The sequence below is a fragment of the Sphingomonas sp. Leaf10 genome (assembly GCF_001421245.1).
Lineage (GTDB): Bacteria > Pseudomonadota > Alphaproteobacteria > Sphingomonadales > Sphingomonadaceae > Sphingomonas.
The window spans coordinates 22,389-44,241 of record NZ_LMKE01000030.1 but is presented as its reverse complement, the minus strand read 5'-3'; the positions used below and the strand labels follow the sequence as shown (position 1 = coordinate 44,241).

General features: G+C 66.8%; 15 protein-coding genes. 6 read left to right on the top strand and 9 right to left on the bottom strand.

Going from position 1 to position 21,853, the window contains the following annotated elements; translation table 11 throughout:
• Nucleotides 1–3 precede the first annotated feature (3 nt).
• From ASE59_RS15130 to ASE59_RS15105, 6 genes are read right to left on the bottom strand one after another with little or no spacing between them, the layout of a single operon-like run.
• Nucleotides 4–669 carry an alpha/beta fold hydrolase gene (locus tag ASE59_RS15130; RefSeq protein ID WP_056458056.1) on the bottom strand — a complete coding sequence of 222 codons (666 nt, stop codon included), beginning with the start codon at nt 667–669 and terminating at the stop codon, nt 4–6.
• Complete coding sequence (locus ASE59_RS15125) at nt 666–1,715, bottom strand: AbrB family transcriptional regulator (RefSeq protein WP_056458053.1); 1,050 nt, start codon at nt 1,713–1,715, stop codon at nt 666–668. The genes ASE59_RS15130 and ASE59_RS15125 overlap by 4 nt, the downstream gene beginning before the upstream one ends.
• Nucleotides 1,712–2,368: a YjbE family putative metal transport protein gene (locus ASE59_RS15120; protein ID WP_056458050.1), complete on the bottom strand. Its 657-nt coding sequence runs from the start codon at nt 2,366–2,368 to the stop codon at nt 1,712–1,714. The genes ASE59_RS15125 and ASE59_RS15120 overlap by 4 nt, the downstream gene beginning before the upstream one ends.
• A 4-nt stretch (nt 2,369–2,372) precedes the next feature.
• Nucleotides 2,373–3,674, bottom strand: a complete 1,302-nt coding sequence (locus tag ASE59_RS15115) for a CitMHS family transporter (RefSeq protein WP_056458046.1) — start codon at nt 3,672–3,674, stop codon at nt 2,373–2,375.
• Between the two features lie 22 nt (nt 3,675–3,696).
• The gene (locus tag ASE59_RS15110; RefSeq protein WP_056458043.1) at nt 3,697–5,178 is read right to left on the bottom strand and encodes an OprO/OprP family phosphate-selective porin; all 1,482 of its coding nucleotides are present in this window, start codon (nt 5,176–5,178) and stop codon (nt 3,697–3,699) included.
• Nucleotides 5,178–6,248 (bottom strand): ABC transporter substrate-binding protein, encoded by a 1,071-nt coding sequence (locus ASE59_RS15105; RefSeq protein WP_056458040.1) that lies wholly within the window; start codon nt 6,246–6,248, stop codon nt 5,178–5,180. Before ASE59_RS15105 ends, ASE59_RS15110 begins: the two co-directional genes overlap by 1 nt.
• Before the next feature lie 97 nt (nt 6,249–6,345).
• Here ASE59_RS15105 and ASE59_RS15100 point away from each other — a divergent pair, with 97 nt between their 5' ends.
• Nucleotides 6,346–7,011: a response regulator transcription factor gene (locus ASE59_RS15100; protein WP_056458037.1), complete on the top strand. Its 666-nt coding sequence runs from the start codon at nt 6,346–6,348 to the stop codon at nt 7,009–7,011.
• Entirely contained in the window at nt 7,001–8,413 is a 1,413-nt protein-coding gene (locus tag ASE59_RS15095; protein ID WP_056458034.1) for a sensor histidine kinase, read from the top strand. Before ASE59_RS15100 ends, ASE59_RS15095 begins: the two co-directional genes overlap by 11 nt.
• A 4-nt stretch (nt 8,414–8,417) precedes the next feature.
• Here ASE59_RS15095 and ASE59_RS15090 read toward each other — a convergent pair whose 3' ends face one another.
• From ASE59_RS15090 to glpD, 3 genes are all read right to left on the bottom strand, one after another.
• A complete protein-coding gene (locus ASE59_RS15090; protein ID WP_056458031.1) occupies nt 8,418–11,201 on the bottom strand; it encodes a glycosyl hydrolase 115 family protein in 2,784 nt (927 codons plus the stop codon).
• Nucleotides 11,202–11,363: 162 nt separating this feature from the next.
• Nucleotides 11,364–12,134, bottom strand: coding sequence for a DeoR/GlpR family DNA-binding transcription regulator (locus ASE59_RS15085; RefSeq protein WP_056458028.1), 771 nt, complete (start codon nt 12,132–12,134; stop codon nt 11,364–11,366).
• Nucleotides 12,131–13,660 carry a glycerol-3-phosphate dehydrogenase gene (gene glpD / locus ASE59_RS15080; RefSeq protein WP_056458025.1) on the bottom strand — a complete coding sequence of 510 codons (1,530 nt, stop codon included), beginning with the start codon at nt 13,658–13,660 and terminating at the stop codon, nt 12,131–12,133. The genes ASE59_RS15085 and glpD overlap by 4 nt, the downstream gene beginning before the upstream one ends.
• Before the next feature lie 94 nt (nt 13,661–13,754).
• Here glpD and glpK point away from each other — a divergent pair, with 94 nt between their 5' ends.
• From glpK to ASE59_RS15060, 4 genes are all read left to right on the top strand, one after another.
• Nucleotides 13,755–15,254 (top strand): glycerol kinase GlpK, encoded by a 1,500-nt coding sequence (glpK, locus tag ASE59_RS15075; protein ID WP_056458022.1) that lies wholly within the window; start codon nt 13,755–13,757, stop codon nt 15,252–15,254.
• 513 nt (nt 15,255–15,767) lie between these two features.
• Nucleotides 15,768–18,755 (top strand): TonB-dependent receptor, encoded by a 2,988-nt coding sequence (locus tag ASE59_RS15070; protein ID WP_056458020.1) that lies wholly within the window; start codon nt 15,768–15,770, stop codon nt 18,753–18,755.
• A 108-nt stretch (nt 18,756–18,863) separates the two neighbouring features.
• Nucleotides 18,864–20,633: a hypothetical protein gene (locus ASE59_RS15065; protein ID WP_056458017.1), complete on the top strand. Its 1,770-nt coding sequence runs from the start codon at nt 18,864–18,866 to the stop codon at nt 20,631–20,633.
• A gap of 25 nt (nt 20,634–20,658) precedes the next feature.
• On the top strand, nt 20,659–21,771 hold the full coding sequence (locus ASE59_RS15060) for a glycoside hydrolase family 105 protein (protein WP_056458014.1): 1,113 nt from the start codon (nt 20,659–20,661) through the stop codon (nt 21,769–21,771).
• Nucleotides 21,772–21,853 lie beyond the last annotated feature (82 nt).

Sequence of the window (21,853 nt, the reverse complement as noted above, 5' to 3'; positions counted from 1 at the left end):
ATATCAGCCCGACGGGCGGTTGAGCCACTCCCGCAGCAACATCGTGACTTCGCCCGATCGCTCCATCGGCGACAGATGGCCGCAGTTGCGGATGACGTGGAAGCGGGCGCCGGGAATGCGATCGGCCAGCGCCCGTGCATCCTCGACATGGCAGATGCGGTCGCGGTCGCCGACCGCGACCAGCGTGGGGCCGCGCACCGCTTCGATCGCGGCGTCGAGGTCCGGCCGGGCGAGCAAGGCGCGCTGCTGCCGTTCGAAGACGTCAGCGCCGACGCGTTCGGCCATCGCCTGCACCGGGCCGCTGACGATCGGGGTCAGTGTCGGGTCGGCATGCGGCGCGGTGGCGAGCAGCCCCTGTTCGTCGACGGTGCGCGCGCGCATCGCCATCGTCGCGCGCGTACCGAACAGCGCGACGCGATCGATCCGGTCGGGCGCCTGCCGGAACATCTCCAGCGCGACATAGCCGCCGAGGCTGACCCCGGCGACCGCCATGCGCGGCGGGGCATGGGCGAGGACCCGCGCCGCCATCGCCGACAGCGTATCGTCGACGGTCAGGTCGCCCAGTTCGGGATGGGCGATATCGCCCAGATCGACGACCTGTCGCGCCCAGAGCTGTCCGTCGCAACCCATGGCCGGCAGCAGGACGAGCGGTATCGCTTTGGTGGTCATGACGGCTTCTCCGGTTGAAAGGCGAACGGCGCGAACAGCAGGACCAGCGCGACGCGTGCCAGATGGGTGACGACGACGATGCCCGGTTCGAGCGAGAGGCTGAGCGCGACCATGCTCATTTCGGCAAGGCCGCCGGGCGAATAGGCGAGCGCCAGCAGCGCGATGTCGATCCCGGTCGCGCGGCCGACGGCCCCGGCCACGGCAAAGGTCAGGACGAGCAGGATCAGCGTCGACCCGGCGGCCAGCGCCAACAGCCGCACGAAGGCGCGCAGTCGCAGGCCGGCGAAGCGGCAGCCGATCGTCGCGCCCAGCCCGATCTGCGCCGCCGCCAGCAGCCAGGCGGGCACGCGGAAATCGGTGATGCCGGTCATGTGCAGCGCGGCGCTGACCGCCAGCGGCCCCATCAGATGCCATGCCGGCAACCGCAGGGCGCGGCCGAGGATCAGGCCGACGGCAAGGCTTAGCCCGCCCCACAGGAACAGCGCGGCTTCGGGCCATGGGCTAGGCGCGGTGACCGGCGCCACGGCCACGCTGGCCGCAGCATGGAAATGGCGGATGACGAAGGGGAGGATGAAGACGACCAGAAAGATCCGCGCGCCGTGGATCAGGCTGATGGTGCGTTCGTCGCCGCCGCGTTCGCCGCCCATCACCACCATTTCGGCGATGCCGCCGGGCATGCCGGCGAAATAGGCGGTGGCGCGGTCGAAGCCGGCCACGCGCCGGAACCAGACGACGCAGAGCAACCCGGCCAGCGCGAGGAACGGTGGCAGCAGTACCAGCGGCAGCCACCATTCGCGGGCGAGCGCGATCAGGCCGGGGTGGAAGGAACTGCCCAGCACCACGCCGATGATCGCCGCCATCGGCCGACGCGTCGCACCGCTGGCGGCGATCGGCAGCCGGGCGATGCTGGCGATGGCGCAGGCGGCCATCGATCCGAGCACCCAGGGCAGCGGCGCGCCGATCGCGGCGAACAGCGCGCCGCCCGCTGCGCCGACCGCGATCGCGGCGACGAAGCGCAGGACGATGTTCGCCGCGTCCCGCCTCAAGCGAACAGTGCCAGCACGCCGCGCGACGGGTCGATCAGCCCCTCGTAGATCATCTTGCAGGCAACATAGACGATGACGGCAAGGCCGATATAAGCGACCCAGCGATAGCGTTCGATCACGCGCGCCAGCACGTTGGCGGCGATACCCATCAGCGCGACCGACAGGATCAGGCCGATAGCGAGGATGCCCGGATGGTCGCGCGCGGCACCGGCGACCGCCAGCACGTTGTCGAGGCTCATCGACACGTCGGCAACGGCAACGGCCCAAGCGGCGCTGGCGAAGCTGCGCGGGGCGGCGGCCTTCAGCGTCGAATCCTCGCCCGGCGTGTCGTCATGGTCGCGCAGTTCGCGCCACATCTTCCACGCGACCCATACCAGCAGCAGCCCGCCGGCGAAGACGAGGCCGGTGACCTGCAGCAACTGGGTCACGACCAGCGCAAAGGCGACGCGCAGCAGCAGCGCCGCGCCGACGCCGATCAGGATCACCTTGCGCCGCATGGGCGGAGGCAGGCCGGCGGCGAGCGCCCCGACCACGATCGCATTGTCGGCAGCAAGCATGACGTCGATCAGCACGACCTGCGTAAAGGCGGCGAGCGCGGACGGACTGCCGATATTGGCGAAGTCCGCGACGATATGGTTCCAGAGTTCGGTCACGCGATCAGCTCACGAACGGGAAGGCGAGTACGATCATGCCCACCAGCGTCATGACCACGCAGACCGCCGTTGCCGGGATCAGGGTGAAACGCTGATGATCGGCAAGGTCGATGCCGGCGAGGCTGACCAGCAGATAGGTCGAGGGCACCAGCGGGCTGAGCAGATGGACCGGCTGCCCCATCAGCGACGCGCGGGCGATGGCGATCGGCGACACGCCATAATGCGCGCCGGCTTCCGCCAAGATCGGGAGCATCCCAAAATAAAAGGCGTCGTTGGAGATGAAGAAGGTGAAGGGCAGGCTGAGCAGCGCGGTGATCGGCGCCATGTACGGCCCCATGGCGGGCGGGATGAAGCCGACGACTTCCTTGCTCATCGCCTCGACCATGCCGGTGCCCGACAGGATGCCGGTGAAGATGCCGGCGGCAAAGATCAGCGACACGACCGACAGCACGTTGCCGGCGTGCGCGGCGATGCGTTCCTTCTGTTCGGCGACCTGCGGATAGTTGACGATCATCGCGATGGCGAAGGCGAGCATCATCAGCACTGACAGCGGCAGCAGCCCGACGACCAGCCCGACGATCAGCGCCAGCGTCAGCAGGCCGTTGAACCAGCGCAGGTGATAGCGGCGTGCCTCCGGAAACTGCGACACCGCCATGCCGGTGAAGGCGGTCGGGCCGTTGGCCTTCACATGGCCGATCCGGCGGCGCTCCTTGCGCCCGAACCACATGGCGAGGCCGATCAGGAAGGCGAGACCGGCGATCATGCCGGGGATCAGCGGCAGGAACAGCGTGGCGGGATCGAGCTTCAGCGCGCTGGCGGCACGCGCGGTCGGGCCGCCCCATGGCGTCAGGTTCATGACGCCGCTGGTGCTCATGAGCAGGCAGCACAGATACAGCCGGTTCATGTCGTAGCGCTTGTAGAGCGGCAGCAGCGCGGCGATGGTGATTATGTAGGTCGTGGAGCCGTCGCCATCCAGACTGACGATCGCGCACAGCACGACCGTACCGATCAGGATCAGCAGCGGATCGCCATGCACGACCTTCAACAGCCGGTTGACCAGCGGGTCGAACAGCCCGGTATCGGTCATGATCGAAAAGAACAGGATCGCGAACAACAGCATCACCCCGGTCGGGGCGAGGTTCTTGATCCCGTCGATCATCATGTCGCCAAGGCCGCTGGCAAAACCGGCGAGCAGCGCGAAGGCGGTGGGGACGACGATCAGCGCGACCAGCGGCGTCATCCGCTTGGTCATGATGAGCGTCATGAAGGTGGCGACCATCAGGAAGCCGAGCAGGGCGAGACTCATGTGCGTAATGCTCCCCGAAGGATCAGAAGGTGACGGCGATGCGGGTCATGACGGTCTGGCCGTCATCCGGCCCGACAAAGGCGCCGGCGCGATTGTCAGTGTTCCAGTGGACCAGATTGGCCTGGAAGCGGGTAAAGCTGTTCAGGTACCAGTTGGCGCCGATCGTCGCCGCCCAGCCCTGCCCACCGGTGAGCAAGTCCGAATAATCGAGATTTTCATAGCGCGCGGTCAGCTCGATCGCGCCGGGACCGCCTTCGAAGATCGGGCGCAGCACGCGCGGCTGTCCGAAGCTGCCGAGGCGCGGGTTGTAGGGGGGCAGGTCGCCGGTGAGGAACCAGCCGCCCGACAGGCTCCACGCCTTGCTGACGAAATCGGGACGGCCGGCGTCGAGGCGGGCGTGGCGCTGTCCCGCCTCGCCCATCAGCCAGATCGGGCCGACATAGCCGCCCGCTTCGAGGCCATAGCCGGTGGTGCCGGTGCCGCCGGTGAGTGCGCCCGACGACACGCGCAGCGCACCGTTGAAGCGGCCACCGATGACGGTGTTGCGGGTCAGCGTCGTGGCACCCGCCGCCAGTCCTTCGTCGAAACCCCATGCACCCAGATGCAGGACGCTGTTGTCGGTCTTGACCGGGTTCCAGTGGGCGCGGGCGAGCACGGTGCGGCTGTCATTGCCGCCCTGATTGCCGTCGATGCGGTCACCGGTGACGGTCAGCGATGCGTGGCCGGTCTTCCAGAAGATACGCGGCATCAGCCCGACGCCATAGAAGCCGCGCTGCGGGATGATCGCGGTCGACACGACGGTGCGTTCCATGAACGGCGTCGAATCCGAACCCGTCGACCCTTCGAACCCGCGATCGTTGAACAAATGGCCGGCGCGGACGTCGTAATCGATCCCCGGCGCGATCCGGTTGCGCCAGCCGATGAACGCGGTGACGATGTCGACCTCGTTCTCCGAAAAGTCGCTTTCGAACTGGTAGAAGAAATGCGTGCCGACGCCACCTTCGAGGCCGAGGCGCAGCGCGCGCATGCCGGTGGTGGTGATGTTGCGCGCGGTATAGTCGGAGCCGAAGGTCGAGCTGACATCGGTCAGGATGCGGCCGCGCGGCTTGAAGGTATAGACGCCGTCGGCCGAGTGGAACACCGGCAGGCCCGCGCCCCATTCGGTGGTGACGCCGGCGGCATTGGCCTGTCGCGCCTGAGCCACGTCACGTTCGGCCGGGCCGGGGGGCACGAGCTGCGGCGCGAACGGGCTGGTGACGTTGCCGCCGGTCTGCGACGGGGTCTGCGCCAGCTGTGCCGGGGGCGATGCGACCGGGGCGGGCGTCGCCGGGGCAACAGCAGCGGTCGCTCCCTCCAGCCGGTCGAGCCGGGCGCGCAGCGTCGCGATTTCGGCAGCTTGTGCGCGGACCAGTTCGGCCAGTTCGGCGGGGCTTGGCGTCTGGGCCAGTGCCGGGGTGGCGGCGACCAGCGCGACGAGCGCGCAACCGCTACGGAACAGCTTCATCACTTGCTTCCTTGCGTAAGGATCGCGCGCCAGTCGGCCAGGAAGCGGCGGCGCTTGATCGTATCGAGATTGACGAGAAGTTCGGGTCCGACGCGGATCGGACGCTGCTGCTGCGCCGACAGGCGCGGGGCGCGCACGTCGCTGCGCACCGGCAACAGCCATTGTTTCGCGAGCAGCGTCTGTCCGGTGCGCGACAACAGGAAATCGAGGAACAGCTTCGCCGCCGCCGGACGCCGCGCGTCGCGGGCGATGAAGGCGACGCGCGAGGCGATCAGCGTATAGTCGCGCGGGAACACCACGCCGATCCGCCGGTCGCGCTGCGCGGCGGTCAGCGCATAGGGACCGACGACGTTGTAGGCGATGGCGATGCGCCCGTCGGCGACCGCCTCCAGCATCGGTTCGGTCGTCGGCGACAGCCATGGCCGGGTTGCCGCCATCGCCTGCACCAGCGAGCCGGTATCGCGGGTGATGGTGTAATCCTGCGTTAGATAAAGATAGCCGACGTTCGAGCGGGCGGGATCGTAGGTCGCGACCTTGCCGGTCAGTGGCACCCGGCCGGCGCGTAACAACGCCTCGAACGCCTCGTGCGTGCGCGGCACCCGGCCGGGCGGGATCAGCCGGCGGTTGTAGACGAGGGCGACCGGCTCGGCGGTGACGCCATAGCCCATATTCTTCCACACCGCATCGGCGGGCAGCGCCGGCTTTTCGGGGCTTTGATACGCCTGCGCATAGCCGTCGTTGATCAGCTTCGCCTGCAGATCCATCCCCGACGACCACACCAGATCGGCACCGGCACCGCGGGTCCGCGCCTCCGACACGACCCGGCGATAGATTTCGCGCGACTCCAGATCCTCGTAACGGACCGCGACGCCTGGGAAGGTGCGGCGGAATGCGGCGATCAGCTCCGCCATCGCGGTGGCATCGGCATTGCCATAGACGCGCACGCCGCCCTCCGCCCGCGCCGCCGCGATCAGGTCGTCATAGGAACGCGGATAGCCCGCCGGGCGCTGCGCCGTCGCCGGACCAAGCGGGCAGATCAGCAATGCGAACAGGATCAGAAGTCGTTTCATGCACATCCTCTCGCTTCCCGCCTCTGGGTTCGGGTAAGCTCACCAGCATGTCGTACCGACCGAACCTGTCATCCGCCTTTCACCGCGCCGGGCATCGATGCGGATTTTGATCGTCGAGGACGACGCGCCGCTGGCGCGCAGCATCGTCGCGTTGCTGCGCGGCGTCGGCCACGCCGTCGACCATGTCGGCCTTGGTGAGGATGCGTTGATGGTGCTGGCCGACGAACCCTATGCGCTGGTCGTGCTCGATGTCGGGCTGCCCGACCTCGACGGGTTCGCGGTGTTGCAGGCGCTGCGGCGGCGCGGCGACCGGGTGCCGGTGCTGATGCTGACCGCGCGCGACGCGCTCGACGACCGGGTGCGCGGACTCGACCTGGGGGCCGACGATTATCTGCGCAAACCCTTCGCGCCCGAGGAACTGGAGGCGCGCATCCGCGCCTTGGGGCGTCGGCGGGGGGGCGATCCGACGCCCGAACTGGTCATCGGCACATTGGTGCTCAACCGGTCGACCGGACAGGCGCAGGTCGGCGGCCGGCTGCTCGACCTCAGGCGGCGCGAATGGGCGGTGCTCGACGCGCTGGCGACCCGCGCCGGGCAAATCGTCCCGCGCGAGACGCTGCAATCCGAAGTGTTCGGCCATGACGAACCGGTCGGCCCCAATGCGATCGAGGTGAACATCACCCGGCTGCGCGGCAAGCTGGCCCCCGACGGCCCCGCCATCCGCACGGTACGCGGCGTCGGCTATCTGCTCGATGCCGGTTGAAGTTTCGCGGGCGCGCGCGCTGGCGCTGCGGACGCGATTGCTGGCGGCGATGCTCGCGCCGATGCTCGGCATTGCCGTCCTGCTCGGGCTGGCCGGCGCGACGCTGATCGCCGATGTCGTGCGCCGCACCAATGACCGGGTGCTGGGCGGCGCGCTGGGCGCGATTGCCGAGACGGTGCAGGTCGAACGCGGCGAGGTGACGATGGACCTGCCCGCCGCCGCGTTCGGCATGTTGGAGAATAGCGAGCGCGACAATGTCTATTACCGGATCGCGGTCGGCGAACGGCTGCTGACCGGCTATGCCGATCTGTCGGCGCCGCGCATCGCCGACCTCGCGATCGACGCCCCGCGCTTCCGCTATGCCAGTTACCGCGATCAACCGATCCGCATCGCCGAGATGCGCCGGTCGCTGCCGCGCATCGATCGGCCGGTGATCGTGCAGGTCGCCGAGACGCTGGACGGCCGCCACGCGCTGCAACGCCGGCTGCTGGTCGCGCTGCTGCTGGGCGAAGTGTTGCTTGTCGGGGTGGCGATGCTGCTGATCCGTCCGGCGCTCGGCTGGAGTTTGCGCCCGCTCGCGCGGTTGCGCGGCAGCGTGGCGGCGCGCGACACGCGGGCGACGCCCGACCTCTCCCCGCTGGAGACCGGTCCGCTCCCCGTCGAACTGCGCCCGCTGGCCGAGGCGTTCGACCACCTCCTTGCGCGATTGGATACCGCCACGGCCGGGATACGGCGCTTTACCGCGGACGCATCGCACCAGATGCGGACGCCGCTGGCGGTGCTGAAGGTCCAGGTGGCGCTGGCGCGGCGCGGCGATCCGGCGGCATTGGGCGAGATCGCCGACGCCGCCGACCGGCTCGAACGACTGGTGACGCAACTCCTCGCCCTCGCCCGCGCCGAGGAGGCGGGAACTTCTCCCCCACGCGAACAGGTCGACCTTCGCGAGGTCGTGATCGCCGTCATCAACCGCCGCATCACCCAGGCGATCGAGGCGGACGTCGAAATCCACCTCGAAGCCACGGACGGCGAGGTCGTCATCGCCAGTCACCGCACCTTGTTGTTCGAAATCCTGTCCAACCTGGTCGACAATGCCATCCGGTACCATCGCCGGGGCGGGATGGTCGCCATTGCGATCACCGAAGCGGAAGGAGCGGTAACGCTGACCGTGGCCGATAACGGCGCCGGCCTGCCGGATGTGGACCTGCGCCAGCTGGGGCAACGCTTCGTGCGTCTGGCGACCAGTGCCGGGCAGGAAGGTAGCGGTCTGGGTCTGGCGATCGTGCGCTCGGCCGTACAACGGCTGGGCGGGCGGATCGAATTCGCCAACACGCGACCGGGGCTTTGCGTGACGATGTCTTTCGGCGCGGATGCTGCCCGGAGCCGGGACGTGGACGTCCCGTGAGCTTCTACCGAAGCGGCGTTCCATAATAAGGGGGCGCGCCGTCGAGGCGAACCTCGATACGATCGAGCAATAGGCCGGGCGCGTCGGCGAACAGTTCGATCCTGTGGCGGCCGGCGGCCAGTTGCGGGAAGGTCAGCGATCGGACCGCGGTGTTGCCCAGCATATTGCGTTTCCATTCGTCGCTGCGGCCGAAGGTCGCATAATCGAGCGTTTCTAGCGGCCCGCCGTCCACCCGTATCTTCAGCCGCAACTGCTGTCCGGCGGTCAGGGAATGGGTCGGCAACAATATGACGCGTATTTCGGCATGGCCCGCCGCATCGGTGTCGAACCGATAGGTGAGCGGCGTTGCCGTCGCCTTCCCGGAGGAAAAGGTCAGGCGGCTGCGCAGCGTCGCTGCGAACCCCGGCACCCTTTCCCAATCGGGACTGGCCGCGCTGGCGGGCGGCAGGGTGACGATACGGTTGATGACCGGCGGCGTGCCGCTTGCGGGGTTGGCAATACGGATCGGAAGATCCAGCGTCCTGCCGCCGCAGGTAACGTTCGCGCCACCCGAACCGCTCCCGTCATGGGTCAGTATGATCCGGGCGCGATAGCCGTTGCCGGCGTGCAACCTGCCGCGCGTCGCGGAGGCCGCGAAACCCGGTGTCGTCGTAAGCGACCAGTCGGCATCGGTCCCGCCCGAATAGAGGGTGAAGCCGCGCGTCCCGGCCTTGCCCGCCGCATAGGCCAGATCGCTGCCTTCGATCCCGCACCCATCCGCTTGCGGCAAACGGAACTGCGGGAAGGTCGGGGTTTGAAACACCGGCAGGTTGCGCGGCGCGGCGTTCATCATGCCCCGCCATTTGCCGCCGGCCAGCGCATGATAGGTCGCGGTATCGTCGGCGATCCGTTGTTGCGCGGCGCGTGCCTGATCGGACAGGGCGTTCATGTCGGCGCGCACGACGTTGCCGGCGCGATTGATCGCCTCCGACATGCTGCCCGGGATGATCGGCGCGCGCATCGCCGTGGCATGATCCTGCGCGAGGTCGAGCTTCAGGATGCGTTCGTTCAAGCTCGCCGCGCCGCGTACCGGATAAAGGACCAGTTGGAAGAAGGCGTCGCGCCGATCGACGGGCAGGGTGGCGTTCACCGCTTCCGCCTCGGCAACCAGCGCGGCGTAGCGATCGAGCCGCCGCTCGGCCTCGTCGCCGCCGGTGCGCAGATAGTCGCTGGTGCGGACCGGCGTGATCGGTTCGACCTGACCGAAGCCCATGAATTCGGGCCGCCGTTCGAAGGCGAGATCGTAATAGTCGAGCATCAGCCCGGCCACGCGGTCGGCAACGCCGCCGCCGAATTGCCGCGCCGCCCAGTCGCGCAGATGCGTGCGCGGGGCCTGTACAAACAGACGGTGGTCGAAGGCGAGGTCGAGGAAATACTGGGTGAGATATTCCCCCGGCTTGATATCGCCGACATTCACCACCCACAGCTTGCGCGCGCGCAATTGCCACGCGCGGTCCATCTGTTCGCGGACCAGCGCCGGGTGCGTGGTCGCCAGCCACAGATAATCGTGCGGCCGCCCCCAATAGGACAAATGGTAATAGACGCCCGACCCGCCGCCACGCGCCTGTTCGGCCGGTCCCGGCAATTGCGCGATATAGCCATAATTATTGTCGGGCCAGACCAGCGTCACGTCGTCGGGCACCTGTAATCCGGCGGCGTAGGTGTCGAGCACTTCCTTGTAGAGGGTCAGCGCCTGCGGAACCTGCGCGGCGGGCTTTCCCAGCGCCTTTGCCAGCAAATCGCGCTGGACGCCGATCGCCTGCATCGTCGCGTCGCGCGCCTGTTCGGGGGTGTCGGCCCCTTCCATCGCCGAGTCATGCTTGCCGCGCAGCCCGACCGAATAGACGTGCTCGCCATCCTTCACCGCCTCGACGCGTTCGCGCCAGTAATCGGTCATCGCCTGTCGGTTGGTGAAGAAGTTGAACGGGCCGCGCACCCGGTCATCCCATTCGCGGACATTGTTGCGCAGCATCGGTTCGGCATGCGACGTGCCGACGACGATGTCATAGGCACGCGCCGTCGCCGCATTGCCGGGCAATTGGTAGAAGGGCGTGGTGCTGTCGTGCATCGCCGGCCAGATCAGATTGGCCTTCAGCCGCCACATCAGTTCGAAGATGCGGGCATAGGTCCGGGGACCGATATCGCCGACCTCCGGTTCGTAGGTCTTGGCCGCCCAGGGTTGCAGTCCCCAATCCTCGTCGTTCAGGAAGATGCCGCGATACTGTACCGATGGTGCTTCGGACAGTCGCCGCGCGCCGTCGACCCGCAGCCGGTCGACGCGGCGCGGGGTCACGTCCGCCCACCATTCCCATGCCGACACCCCCAGTTCGCGGGTCAGGTCGATCACGCCCCAGACGCTGCCCCGGCGGTCCGATCCGGCGATCAGCAGATAGCGACGCGACCGATCGCGCCGCGAGCGGATCAGCATCCGGCCATAGCGCTCCCATGTTCCCCGAAGCGTCGGAAACGTCACCTCGGCATCCGCCGCGACCGCACGGACGACCGCCGAATCCAGCGTCCCGATCACGACGCACAGCCGGGTGCAGCCGGACAGGTCGGCCGCGACGACCGCCGCGTGGCCGGTCAATCGCTTCAGATCGCGGGCCAGCAATTCGCCAGCGAGTTTCGCGGAGGGGGTATCGTCGTGGACGATCCCCGCCACCCGTCGCCCGTCGAACAACACCGCATCCTCGGCAGCGGCGAGCGATGGCGTCGCCAGCATCATGGCAAGCGCGATCAGCCAGCGCATCTTTCGCTCCCACATGATGGAATGTACGCCCATTATGTGTAGATTACCGGACCAGATCAAGTCGTTGATGACCAGTGGTCAGGCAAATATCGATTGCTGCTTGCGGTTAGGCGATGAACCGCCCACCCGAGCCAGTCTCCCCATTCGTATCAGGGACGGGCGTCACGCGGGCCGGATCATCTCCGTACCCGCATCGGCGCATGCCGTGACCAGCGCCGCATCGTCGGCGTCGGTCACCAGATAATCGACATCGGCCATGTCGCCGACCCGGACCGGCGCGGCGCGGCCGACCTTCGTCGCGTCGATCGCCAGCAGCACCCGCCGGGCATGGCGGATGATCGTCTGCGACACGCGGACCTCATCGACGTCGAAATTGAGGAAGGTCCCGTCCGGGTCGAGCGCGGATGCGCCGATCAGCGCCATGTCGACCCGGAAGCCGCGAATGAAATCAATGGCAAGCGCGCCGACGACGGCGCGGACGCTGGCGCGGACGCGTCCGCCCGCGGCGATGACCTCGATCCCCGGACGACCGCCCAGAATGTCGACGACGTTCAGATTGTTGGTGATGACCATCAGGTCGCGATGATCGACCAGGCTTCGGGCGATCGCCTCGGTCGTGGTGCCGATGTTGATGAACAGGCTGGCACCGTTCGGGACCAGCGCCGCCGCGGCGGCACCGATCGCGGCCTTGGTCGGGGCGGCGACCGCGCGACGTTCGGGATAGGCGAGATTGTCGGTGCCCGAGATGACGACGGCGCCGCCATGGGTGCGGGTGAGCATCGATTGCCGGGCGAGAATGTTCAAATCCTTGCGGATCGTCTGCGGCGTGACCGCCAGTTGTTCGGCCAGTTCGTCGACGCTGACGCTGCCGGTGCGGCGCGCGGCGTCGAGGATCGCCGCGTGGCGGGCGGCGACGACGTCGGGAACCTTCACGCCGCCCGCCGGGCCAGATAGGCGTCTAGGCGCGCGGCCGTGCCGCTGGGCACATGCAGGCCGAGCTTGCTGCGACGATAGAGAATGTCCTCGGCCGAGCGCGCCCATTCGGTCGCGCAAAGATAATCGACCTCGGCCGCGTGCAGCCCGCCCCCGAAATCCTCGCCAAGATCGTCCGGCGTCGCCGCATCGCCGAGCAGCGCGTGCACCCGCGTACCATAGGCGCGGGCGAGCCGGCGCAGCAGGGCAGGGGGCAGGGCGGGGCGTTCGGCGACCAGCATCCGCAGGAACCCGTCGAAATCGGCATCGGCCATGTCGCCGCCGGGAAGCGCGGCACCGGCGGTCCAAGCCGGCCCCGCTTCGGGAAAATGCGGTGCGAGCGCACGCAGCGCATGTTCGGCGAGTTTGCGATACGTCGTGATCTTGCCGCCGAAGATGTTGAGCACCGGCGCGCCCGCCCCGCCGCCCGTATCGACGTCGAGCACATAGTCACGGGTCACGCCCGACGCATCGGCCGACTTGTCGTCATACAGCGGGCGGATGCCGGCATAGCTCCACACAATATCGGCCTCCGCGACCTCCTTCGCGAAGTACCGACCGATCGTGTCGAGCAGGTAGCGCGTTTCCGCCGGGCTGATCACCGCCTTGCCCGGCGGATCGGTCCACGGTTCGTCGGTGGTGCCGACCAGGGTGAACCTTCCTTCGTACGGGATGGCGAAGACGATACGGCGGTCGTCGTTCTGGAGCATGAACGCATGGTCGCCCTCGTACAGCCGGGGGACGACGATATGGCTGCCCTTCACCAACCGGACGTCGCGATCGGCGTGGCTGCCGCCGGTGCGCGCGATGACGTCGCCGACCCAGGGACCGGCGGCGTTGACCAGCACGCGCGCGGCGACCGTGCGCCGCCCGTACACGTCCTCGACCATCGCGCGCCAGCCTTGGCCATCGCGCCGCGCATCGATCAGGCGGGTCCGCGTGGCGATCCGCGCGCCACGCGCCGCGGCGTCGACCGCGTTCAGCACGACCAGACGGCTGTCCTCCACCCAGCAGTCCGCATAAACGAAAGCTTTGCCCTTTCGCGGCGAAAGCCCGTTGCCAAGCGGCGATCCGGCCAGCGGCACGGTGCGCGTGCCCCGCAGCTTCCGACGGCCGCCAAGATGATCGTAGAGGAACAGGCCGAGGCGGACTATCCATGCCGGTCGCGGCGACCGGTTCTGCGGCAGGACGAAGGACAGCGGCCAGATGATGTGCGGCGCCATGCCAAGCAACCGCTCGCGTTCGATCAACGCCTCGCGAACCAACCGGAATTCGCCATATTCGAGGTAGCGCAAACCGCCATGGATCAGCTTGGTCGATGCCGAAGACGTGTGGCTGGCAAGATCGTCCTGCTCGACCAGCAACACCGACAGGCCGCGTCCGGCGGCGTCGCGAGCGATGCCAGCGCCGTTGATCCCGCCGCCGACGATCAGCAGGTCGACCGGTTCCACGACCGGGTTCGTCAACGCATCGCTGCTGGTTCGCATGACGCCGATGCTACACGGTCGGCTATCAAAGCGAAAGCATTGACGTTCGTTCGAAACCGCGTAAGCCGATCAAACGAAAGCGAGGGAGGTTGCGGTGGCATCGCACATTCTGGTGATCGATCAGGGCACGACCTCGACGCGGAGCATCGTTTTCGACGGATCGGCGCGGCGGGTGGCCATCGCGCAGGCCGAATTTCACCAGCATTACCCGGCACGCGGATGGGTCGAGCATGACCCGGAGGATATCTGGCGCGACGCCGTGGCGACCGCACGGCAGGCGATGGCGGACAGCGGCGTCGCGGCATCGGCGATCGCCGCGATCGGCATCACCAACCAGCGCGAGACGGTCGTCGTGTGGGACCGCGCCACCGGCGAACCCATCCACCGCGCGATCGTGTGGCAGGACCGGCGCGGCATCGCATTGTGCCAGCGGCTGAAGGCCGATGGCGTCGAGGAAGCGGTGCGGGCGCGGACGGGATTGCTGATCGACCCGTATTTCTCCGCGACCAAGCTGGCGTGGCTGCTCGACCATGTCGATGGTGCAAGGGCGCGGGCCGAACGCGGCGAACTGGCGTTCGGCACGGTCGACAGCTTCCTGTTGTGGCGGCTGACCGGCGGCGAGGTCCATGCGACCGACGTGACCAATGCCAGCCGGACGATGTTGTTCGACATCCATCGCGGGGCGTGGGACGCGGAGCTGTGCCGCCTGCTCGGCGTGCCGATGGCGATGCTGCCCGTGGTGCAGGACAATGCCCACCTGTTCGGCACCACCGCACCCGACCTGTTCGGTGCGGCGATCCCGATCGCGGGCATGGCGGGCGACCAGCAGGCGGCGCTGTTCGGGCAGGCATGTTTCCGGCGCGGCATGGCCAAATCGACCTATGGCACGGGCTGCTTCATGCTGCTCAATACCGGCGAAGACGCGGTCGCCTCGCGCCACCGGTTGCTGACGACCCCGGCCTATCGGTTGGCGGGCCGGACGACCTATGCGCTCGAAGGATCGATCTTCGTCGCCGGGGCGGCGATCAAATGGCTGCGCGACGGGCTGGGCGTGATTACCCATGCCAGTCAGACCGACGACATGGCGACACAGGTGTCCGACAGCCATGGCGTCTATATGGTGCCGGCCTTTGTCGGCATGGGCGCGTCCCATTGGGATCCGGATGCGCGCGGTGCGATCTATGGTCTGACGCTGGGCGCGACCGGCGCGCATCTGGCGCGGGCGGCGCTGGAGGCGGTCGCCTACCAGACGATGGACCTGGCCGAGGCGATGCAGGCCGATGCCGGCAAGGGGCCGGCCATCCTGCGGATCGATGGCGGCATGGCGGCGAACGACTGGCTGTGCCGTTTCCTCGCCAACATGATCGATACGCCGGTCGAACGCCCGGTCGACCTCGAAACGACGGCGCGCGGGGCGGCTTTCCTCGCCGGGCTGGCGACGGGGGTCTGGTCGGGACTCGACGCGCTGGAGCGGCTCTGGTCGCGTGAGGCGTGTTTCGAACCGGCCATGGACGCGGCGACCCGTGCGCCGCTGGTCGCAGGCTGGCGCGACGCAGTCGCCCGGACGCTGAAAGCGGAACCGCTGCAACGCTGACCCGAGGCTGGCAAAGCCGGTGCCGGATGCCGCGCATTCGTTCGGTTGAAGACTATCGGACGGCGCGTGCCGACAGCGGATCACACCGCTTCCGCTACATCCGAACCGTGACGTGGCACGTGTCGATCTCCCGTCCGAGCAGCACGTCCGCGCCTAAAGCATGATGACAGCAGGCAAAACCGTTCGTGCTGAGTAGGGGCTGAGCGAAGTCGAAGACCCGTATCGAAGCATCTGCCACCAGCGGTCCTTCGATACGCTGTTTCGACAGGCTCAACAGCTACTCAGGACGAACGGCTCGGGATCATGTCGTCACGCTTTGACCATCGCGAAATCAAGATGAATGGAATTCTATAATCGCAATTGACACCCTATGGAAAATTCGTTCTAACTTTTGACAGGGGGCGAGGTGCGAAAGCAGGCTCGGGCGCCGACGAGATACGATGCAGCGGACGAGTTCGACGGTCGCAAGAAGCCGGTCGCTCGATCAGCAAGATATGGGGAGGATGAGCAGCCATGGTTTATCGTTCACGCAAGAAGGTGCTGGCCATTGCGTTGTTGGGCGCGAGCGCGCTATCCGCGCCGGCTTTCGCCCAGACCGCACCCGCCGATACGGTCGTGCCGACGCCGACCGTGCCGACACCCGCCAATCCTTCGCAGGTGACGCCCGAACAGGCCCCCGAAGTCGAACAGGCAACTGTCGAGGACGGCGAGATCATCGTCACCGGCTTCCGGCAAAGCTATGCGAACGCGATCGCCGCGAAACGCAACCAGGTCGGGATCACCGACGGCATCTCCTCCGACGGTCTCGGACGTTTCCCCGATCTGAACGTCGGTGAAGCGTTGCAGCGGGTGCCGGGTGTCCAGATCAACCGCGAGGCGGAGGGGCGCAATGCGACGATCAACCTGCGCGGCCTGCCCGGCGAATATTCGCGGCTGACGCTGAACGGCGTCGCCTTCGCCGAACCCATCTTGAACGATGCGGCCCCGCTCGGCGCGTTCAATTCCGACATCTTCAGCGGCATCGTGGTCGACAAGTCGCCGCTTGCCAATGCGCAGAGCGGCGGCCTGTCGGGCAATGTCGATCTACAGATCGCACCGGCGCTCGGCCGCAAGGACGGCGGCTTCGCCAAGCTGGCCTATGAACATAACGAACTGGGCAGCCGCGGCAGCCCGGCGGCTACGCTCGGCTACAACTATCATGTGAACGACGACTTCGCCGTCTTCGGCGTGCTGGCCTATAAGCGCGAGAATTTCCGCCGCGATTCGATCCTGTTCAACAGCTATACCGCGTTCACCCCGGCGCAGGCACAGGCGAATGCCTCGACGCTGGGCGCCTATTACGCCGCGTCGTCGGCCTGCCCGTCGTGCACCGGCACCACGACGACCCGGGGCGTGCTCTATAATTCGCAGCTTCGCCAATATACGCGGTTGAATGAAGGCAACCTCTTCACCGGTGCCGCCGGTGCCGAATACCGGGTCGATCCGGAGACGAAGATCGGCGTCACCGGATTCTACTCCGACCGTAACCTGCCCAAGACGCGGCAATATCTGCTGATCACGTCGAACAACAACGCCAGCATCCTGCGACCCAACGCCAACCCGATCGCGCTGGACGACGGTCGCTACGTCGTCGACGACTTTAGTTTCAATAACGGCGATGTCGTATCGTCCAGTCGCGATTTCGCCCAGCACCAGAAAACCTGGGGCGTGAACGCCAATGCCGAATGGAAGAACGACGACTGGCGTGCCAACGTCATCGGGACGGTGTCGAACGCTTCGAACAGTTCGGTCGAAACCGGACTGGATTTCATCACGTTGCAGACGGCCGCCGGCAACGGCATCAACGGATCGATCCGCACCGGCAGCGGCGAGATCAAGGATTATGCGCAGGTGCTCGCGCCCAATCCGGCGGTGACGACCCGCGGCATCTCGACGGGCGTGTGGGGAGGAACGTCGTTCCCCGCCGCCTATTTCGACAGTGCCGATCCGGCCCGGCGGACCAACCGCTTCAACCTTCAGGGGTCGCTGGGCTATGCCCGCAACCGGTTGCTGGCGACGCAGGTCGATCTGGAGCGCAAGTTCGACGGTCCGTTGTCGGGTATTCAGGGGGGCGTGCGGTTCGAAAGCAACCGGTTCACGTCGGAGGGGTATCGCATTCTCGGCTTCGGCCTGCCGATCGCGAACGTCACGCCCGACTTCCTGCAACAGGCGGGATTTGCCGACGATTTCTTTGGCGGCAAGGGTGGTTCGCCGACCAACAACTGGCAGATCATCGATCTCGACCTCGCGCTGGCGAAGCTGCGGCCGGTCGCGGTGTATCCGAACGGCACGTTGTCGCCCAATGGCTACAACATCAACTATGCCGACAATGCGTATCAGCTGAACAACTTCGTCAACCAGAACAATCTCTGGGTCGTCTATGGTCAGGCGAAATACGAATTCGAGCTGGGCGGCGTCACCATTCGCGGCAACGCCGGTCTGCGGTACGAGCGCACCAAGAATACGATCGACGCGCTGGCGCGGGTGTCGCTGACCAACGTGATCGGTACGCCCTCCGACTTCCGTACCCAGCAGTTCGAACAGAATTACGGGAAGCTGCTGCCATCGTTCATCGCGGTAGCCGACATCACCGACAATTTCGTGCTGCGCGCGGCAGCCTACCGCACCTATGTTCGCCCGCAGCCTCGGCAATTCTCCCCCAGCACGATCGTCAGCGCGCCGGTCAACGGGGTCTATGCGGTCAATCTCGGCAATCCCGACCTGAAGCCGTACGACGCGACGTCGCTCGACCTGTCGGCCGAATGGTATAACCGTCCCAACAGCCTGATCTCGCTCGCCGGGTTCCAGAAGCGGATCACCGGGCTGATCGCGACCATCACCAATCCGGCGCAATTGTGCCCGACGGATTCGCCCGAATTGGGGCTGGGTACGCTGACCGTGAACGGCGACCGGTGCGAAAGCAGCCAGACCTATACGCAGGGCGGTATCACCCAGCCGTTCCTCGTCGCGGCATCGGGGTTCGTGAACCAGACCAATCCGATCACGGTACGCGGCGTGGAGTTCAACCTGCAACAGTCGCTCGACTTCCTGCCGGGAATGCTGCGCAACCTGGGCGGCGGGTTCAACTATGCCTACACCACCATCAGCGGCAAGACGGTGACCGGTGCCGACGCGACGCTGCCCGGCGTGTCGAAGCATAACGTCAACGTCATCGGCTATTACGAAACGCCCGACTACGGACTGCGCCTCGTCTACAACCTGCGCAGCAATTACGACCTCGCCTCGGCCGGGTCGTTCACCGGGGCGGCGCGACAGGTGCGGACGCGCGGTCAGCTCGACCTGTCGGCATCGTACAACATCAATTCGGCGCTGACCCTGTCGTTCGACGCCTATAACCTGACCAACGCGATCCGCCTGGAATATGAGAACCAGCAGAACCTGCCGCGTCGTGCCGATTATGACGGGCGGACCTATACCGCGACGCTGCGCGCCACGTTCTGACGTGGGCCATGGTTGACCGGACCACCGGCCTGCTACCGAGCGGGTCGGTGTTTCCGTACGATATCGGGGAGTGGCCGGCCGGCGCATCGGTCGCCTGAGGAGAGCGTGATGGATCGACGCCATTTCCTGATCGGGACCACCGCCGCCGCAGTGACGGCCCGCCCGATCGTGGCGGCATCGGTGAAGAAGGACGACGCCAGCCTCGCCGTCGTCACGACGGCGGCCGACCAGCAGGCTTCGCAGATCCTTGCTACGCCGCTCCCCGCAGATCTGACGCCGCGCGCCACCCTGCGCCGGATGCGGCGGTTGCTGACCCCCTTCGTCTGGCCGCGATCGACCCACCATCACGGTGCGGCGCTGGTTGCCCCGATCGCGCAGCTGCTCGACACCGTCGAACGGGCACAGCATGACGATGGCACGTTCAGCATCGGCAACCGCCATTCGCCCCCCGACACCGCCTTCCTGATCGAGGACATGGCGGCGATGATCGAACTGCTGCGTACCGATCGCCATGCCACCAGCGCGCCGATCGCCGCCCGGCTGAAGGCGATGATGCGCAAGGCCGGCCCGGCACTCGCGACCGGCGGCATCCATACGCCGAACCATCGGTGGGAGGTGAGCGCGGCGATCGCCCGGATCGACGCGATCGACCCGCACCCCGCCTATCGCGCGCGGATCGACGACTGGCTGGCGGAGGGGATCGATGTCGACGCCGACGGCATCTATTCCGAACGCAGCCCGGTCTATGCGTCGGAGGTCACCAATCCGTCGCTGCTGATCCTCGCGCAATTGTCCGGCCTGTCGGGATTGCGCGAGATCGTGCGCCGCAATCTGGAAACGATCCTGGTGCTTGCCGAACCGACCGGAGGCGAAGTCGAGAACGTCCTGTCGCGCCGGCAGGATCAGGATCAGCGCCGCATCACCCTCTGGCCCTTCTACGTCCAGTTCCGCGAGATGGCGCTGCGGACCGGCGACGCCCGGTTCGCCGGCGCCGTCCGCTGGATCGAACAGAAGGAGGCGGCGAAGCTGGGCGATGCGCTGACCGACCTGATCGAACGGCCCGAACTTGCCCGCCCGCTTGCCGCCGCACAGCCGCCCTTTGTCGACGGATCGCGTCTGTTCGCGCCGGTCGGGCTGGTTCGGCAGCGGCGCGGGGCGATGACCGCGTCGCTTTATGCCGGCAGCGACTGGTATGCCGATGGCAAGCCGTCGCCCTTCTACAACCGGATCGGTTCGGGCCTTGCCACCAATCCGACGCTGTTGCGGCTGTGGAAGAACGATCTGGTGGTCGAAGGCGTGCGGCTGATACCCGACTTCTTCGGCATGGGCCATTTCCGCCCGGCGACGATCACGCTCGATCCCGACGGGACGGTGCGGATGGCGGGCGAGCTGGCCGTCCCCTATTATCAGCCGCTGCCGCGCGCGTACCGCCGGGCCGATGGCGCGTATCCGTTGACGGCATCGATCGACCACCGCTTCAACAGCGCGCTCGATTTCGAACGTCGCCCGGTCAGCATGCGCCGTCTGGGCATCGCGATCCGCATCGTGCCCGACGCGAACGGCTATCGGCTGCTGGTCGAAACCGATGGCGAGGTCGATGTCGGCATCACGATCGAGATCGCGCTGCGATCGGGCGGCGTACTGGAGGGGGCTAGGCCGCTGGGTGACGGCGGCTTCCACCTGATCGACGGACAGGCCAGCTACCGCGTCGGACAGGACCGGTTGCTGATCGGCCCCGGTGCCGGTTCGACCCCGGTCAAGGCAGCGTCGGGCGACAATTACGCATGGGCCAATGGGCAATTGCAACTGCCCGGTACCCGGCTGTACGTGACCGGGCGCACGCCGTTCCGCCATGAACTACAACTCACCTTCGCCTGACCGGCGCGTTTGAAGGAAGATCGATTTGGCCGCCCTTTCGCATGATGTCCCGCGCGCGGCGGTAACCGACGCCATCGCCCGGCTGATCGACAACCTCGTCAACATCAAGGACGAGACGGGCGAGTTCCTGTTGCGGCTGCCCGATGGTCGCGTGGTCGATACGAAAGGGTGGAACGATTGGGAATGGACCCATGGCATCGGCCTGTTCGGCCTGTATCGCTATTGGGAACAGTCGGGCGATGCGACTGCGCTGGCGATCGTGCGCCAATGGTTCGCCGACCGCTTCGCCGCGGGCACGCCGACCAAGAACATCAACACCATGTCGCCGTTCCTGACGCTCGCCTTTCTGTACGAACGGACCGGTGATCCGACCTATCTGCCGTATCTCGACATCTGGGCCGAATGGCTGATGGCCGTCGACGGCCTGCCCAAGACCGAGGATGGCGGGTTCCAGCACGTCACCTACGACCTGACGAGTCCGGGACAGTTGTGGGACGACACGCTGATGATGTCGGTCCTGCCGCTGGCCAAGATCGGGCTGCTGCTGGGCCGACCGCACTATGTCGAGGAAGCGAAGCGGCAATTCCTGGTCCATATCAAATATCTGTTCGATACCCGGACCGGGCTGTGGTTCCATGGCTGGGACTTCAACGGACGTCATAACTTCGCGCGCGCGCTGTGGGCGCGGGGCAATTGCTGGGTGACGATCGCGATCCCCGAATTGCTGGAGATGCTCGACCTTCCGGCGAGTGATGCGCTGCGCGTCTTCCTTATCGATACATTGGCGGCGCAGGTCGATGCGCTGGCCCGGCATCAGGATGAAAGCGGGTTGTGGCATACGCTGATCGTCGATCCGACCAGCTATCTCGAAGCGTCGGCGACCGCCGGTTTCGCCTATGGCATCCTGAAATCGGTGCGCAAAGGCTATCTGCCGCGCCGCTACGAAGCGGTCGGCATCCGCGCGATCCGCGCCGTACTGGCCAATATCGACGATGCCGGCGAATTGCAGCAGGTCAGCTTCGGGACGCCGGTCGGCGATACGATGCAATTCTATAAGGATATCGCTCTCACCTCGATGCCCTATGGCCAAAGCCTCGCCATCGTCGCGCTCGGCGAATTCCTGCGGACCTATATTTAGGGCCAATCGACATTCAGCTTCTCCCCTCCCCGGAAGGGAGGGGTCGGGGGTAGGTTGGCCCGTTGGCGGGCGTGACCTTCCC

What these genes read in the sequence shown, in the direction of transcription:
- ASE59_RS15130 (WP_056458056.1), bottom strand. Translation starts at nt 669, where the DNA reads ATGACCACCAAAGCGATACCGCTCGTCCTGCTGCCGGCCATGGGTTGC.
- ASE59_RS15115 (WP_056458046.1), bottom strand. Translation starts at nt 3,674, where the DNA reads ATGAGTCTCGCCCTGCTCGGCTTCCTGATGGTCGCCACCTTCATGACG.
- ASE59_RS15110 (WP_056458043.1), bottom strand. Translation starts at nt 5,178, where the DNA reads ATGAAGCTGTTCCGTAGCGGTTGCGCGCTCGTCGCGCTGGTCGCCGCC.
- ASE59_RS15105 (WP_056458040.1), bottom strand. Translation starts at nt 6,248, where the DNA reads ATGAAACGACTTCTGATCCTGTTCGCATTGCTGATCTGCCCGCTTGGT.
- ASE59_RS15100 (WP_056458037.1), top strand. Translation starts at nt 6,346, where the DNA reads ATGCGGATTTTGATCGTCGAGGACGACGCGCCGCTGGCGCGCAGCATC.
- ASE59_RS15095 (WP_056458034.1), top strand. Translation starts at nt 7,001, where the DNA reads ATGCCGGTTGAAGTTTCGCGGGCGCGCGCGCTGGCGCTGCGGACGCGA.
- ASE59_RS15090 (WP_056458031.1), bottom strand. Translation starts at nt 11,201, where the DNA reads ATGCGCTGGCTGATCGCGCTTGCCATGATGCTGGCGACGCCATCGCTC.
- glpD (WP_056458025.1), bottom strand. Translation starts at nt 13,660, where the DNA reads ATGCGAACCAGCAGCGATGCGTTGACGAACCCGGTCGTGGAACCGGTC.
- ASE59_RS15070 (WP_056458020.1), top strand. Translation starts at nt 15,768, where the DNA reads ATGGTTTATCGTTCACGCAAGAAGGTGCTGGCCATTGCGTTGTTGGGC.
- ASE59_RS15065 (WP_056458017.1), top strand. Translation starts at nt 18,864, where the DNA reads ATGGATCGACGCCATTTCCTGATCGGGACCACCGCCGCCGCAGTGACG.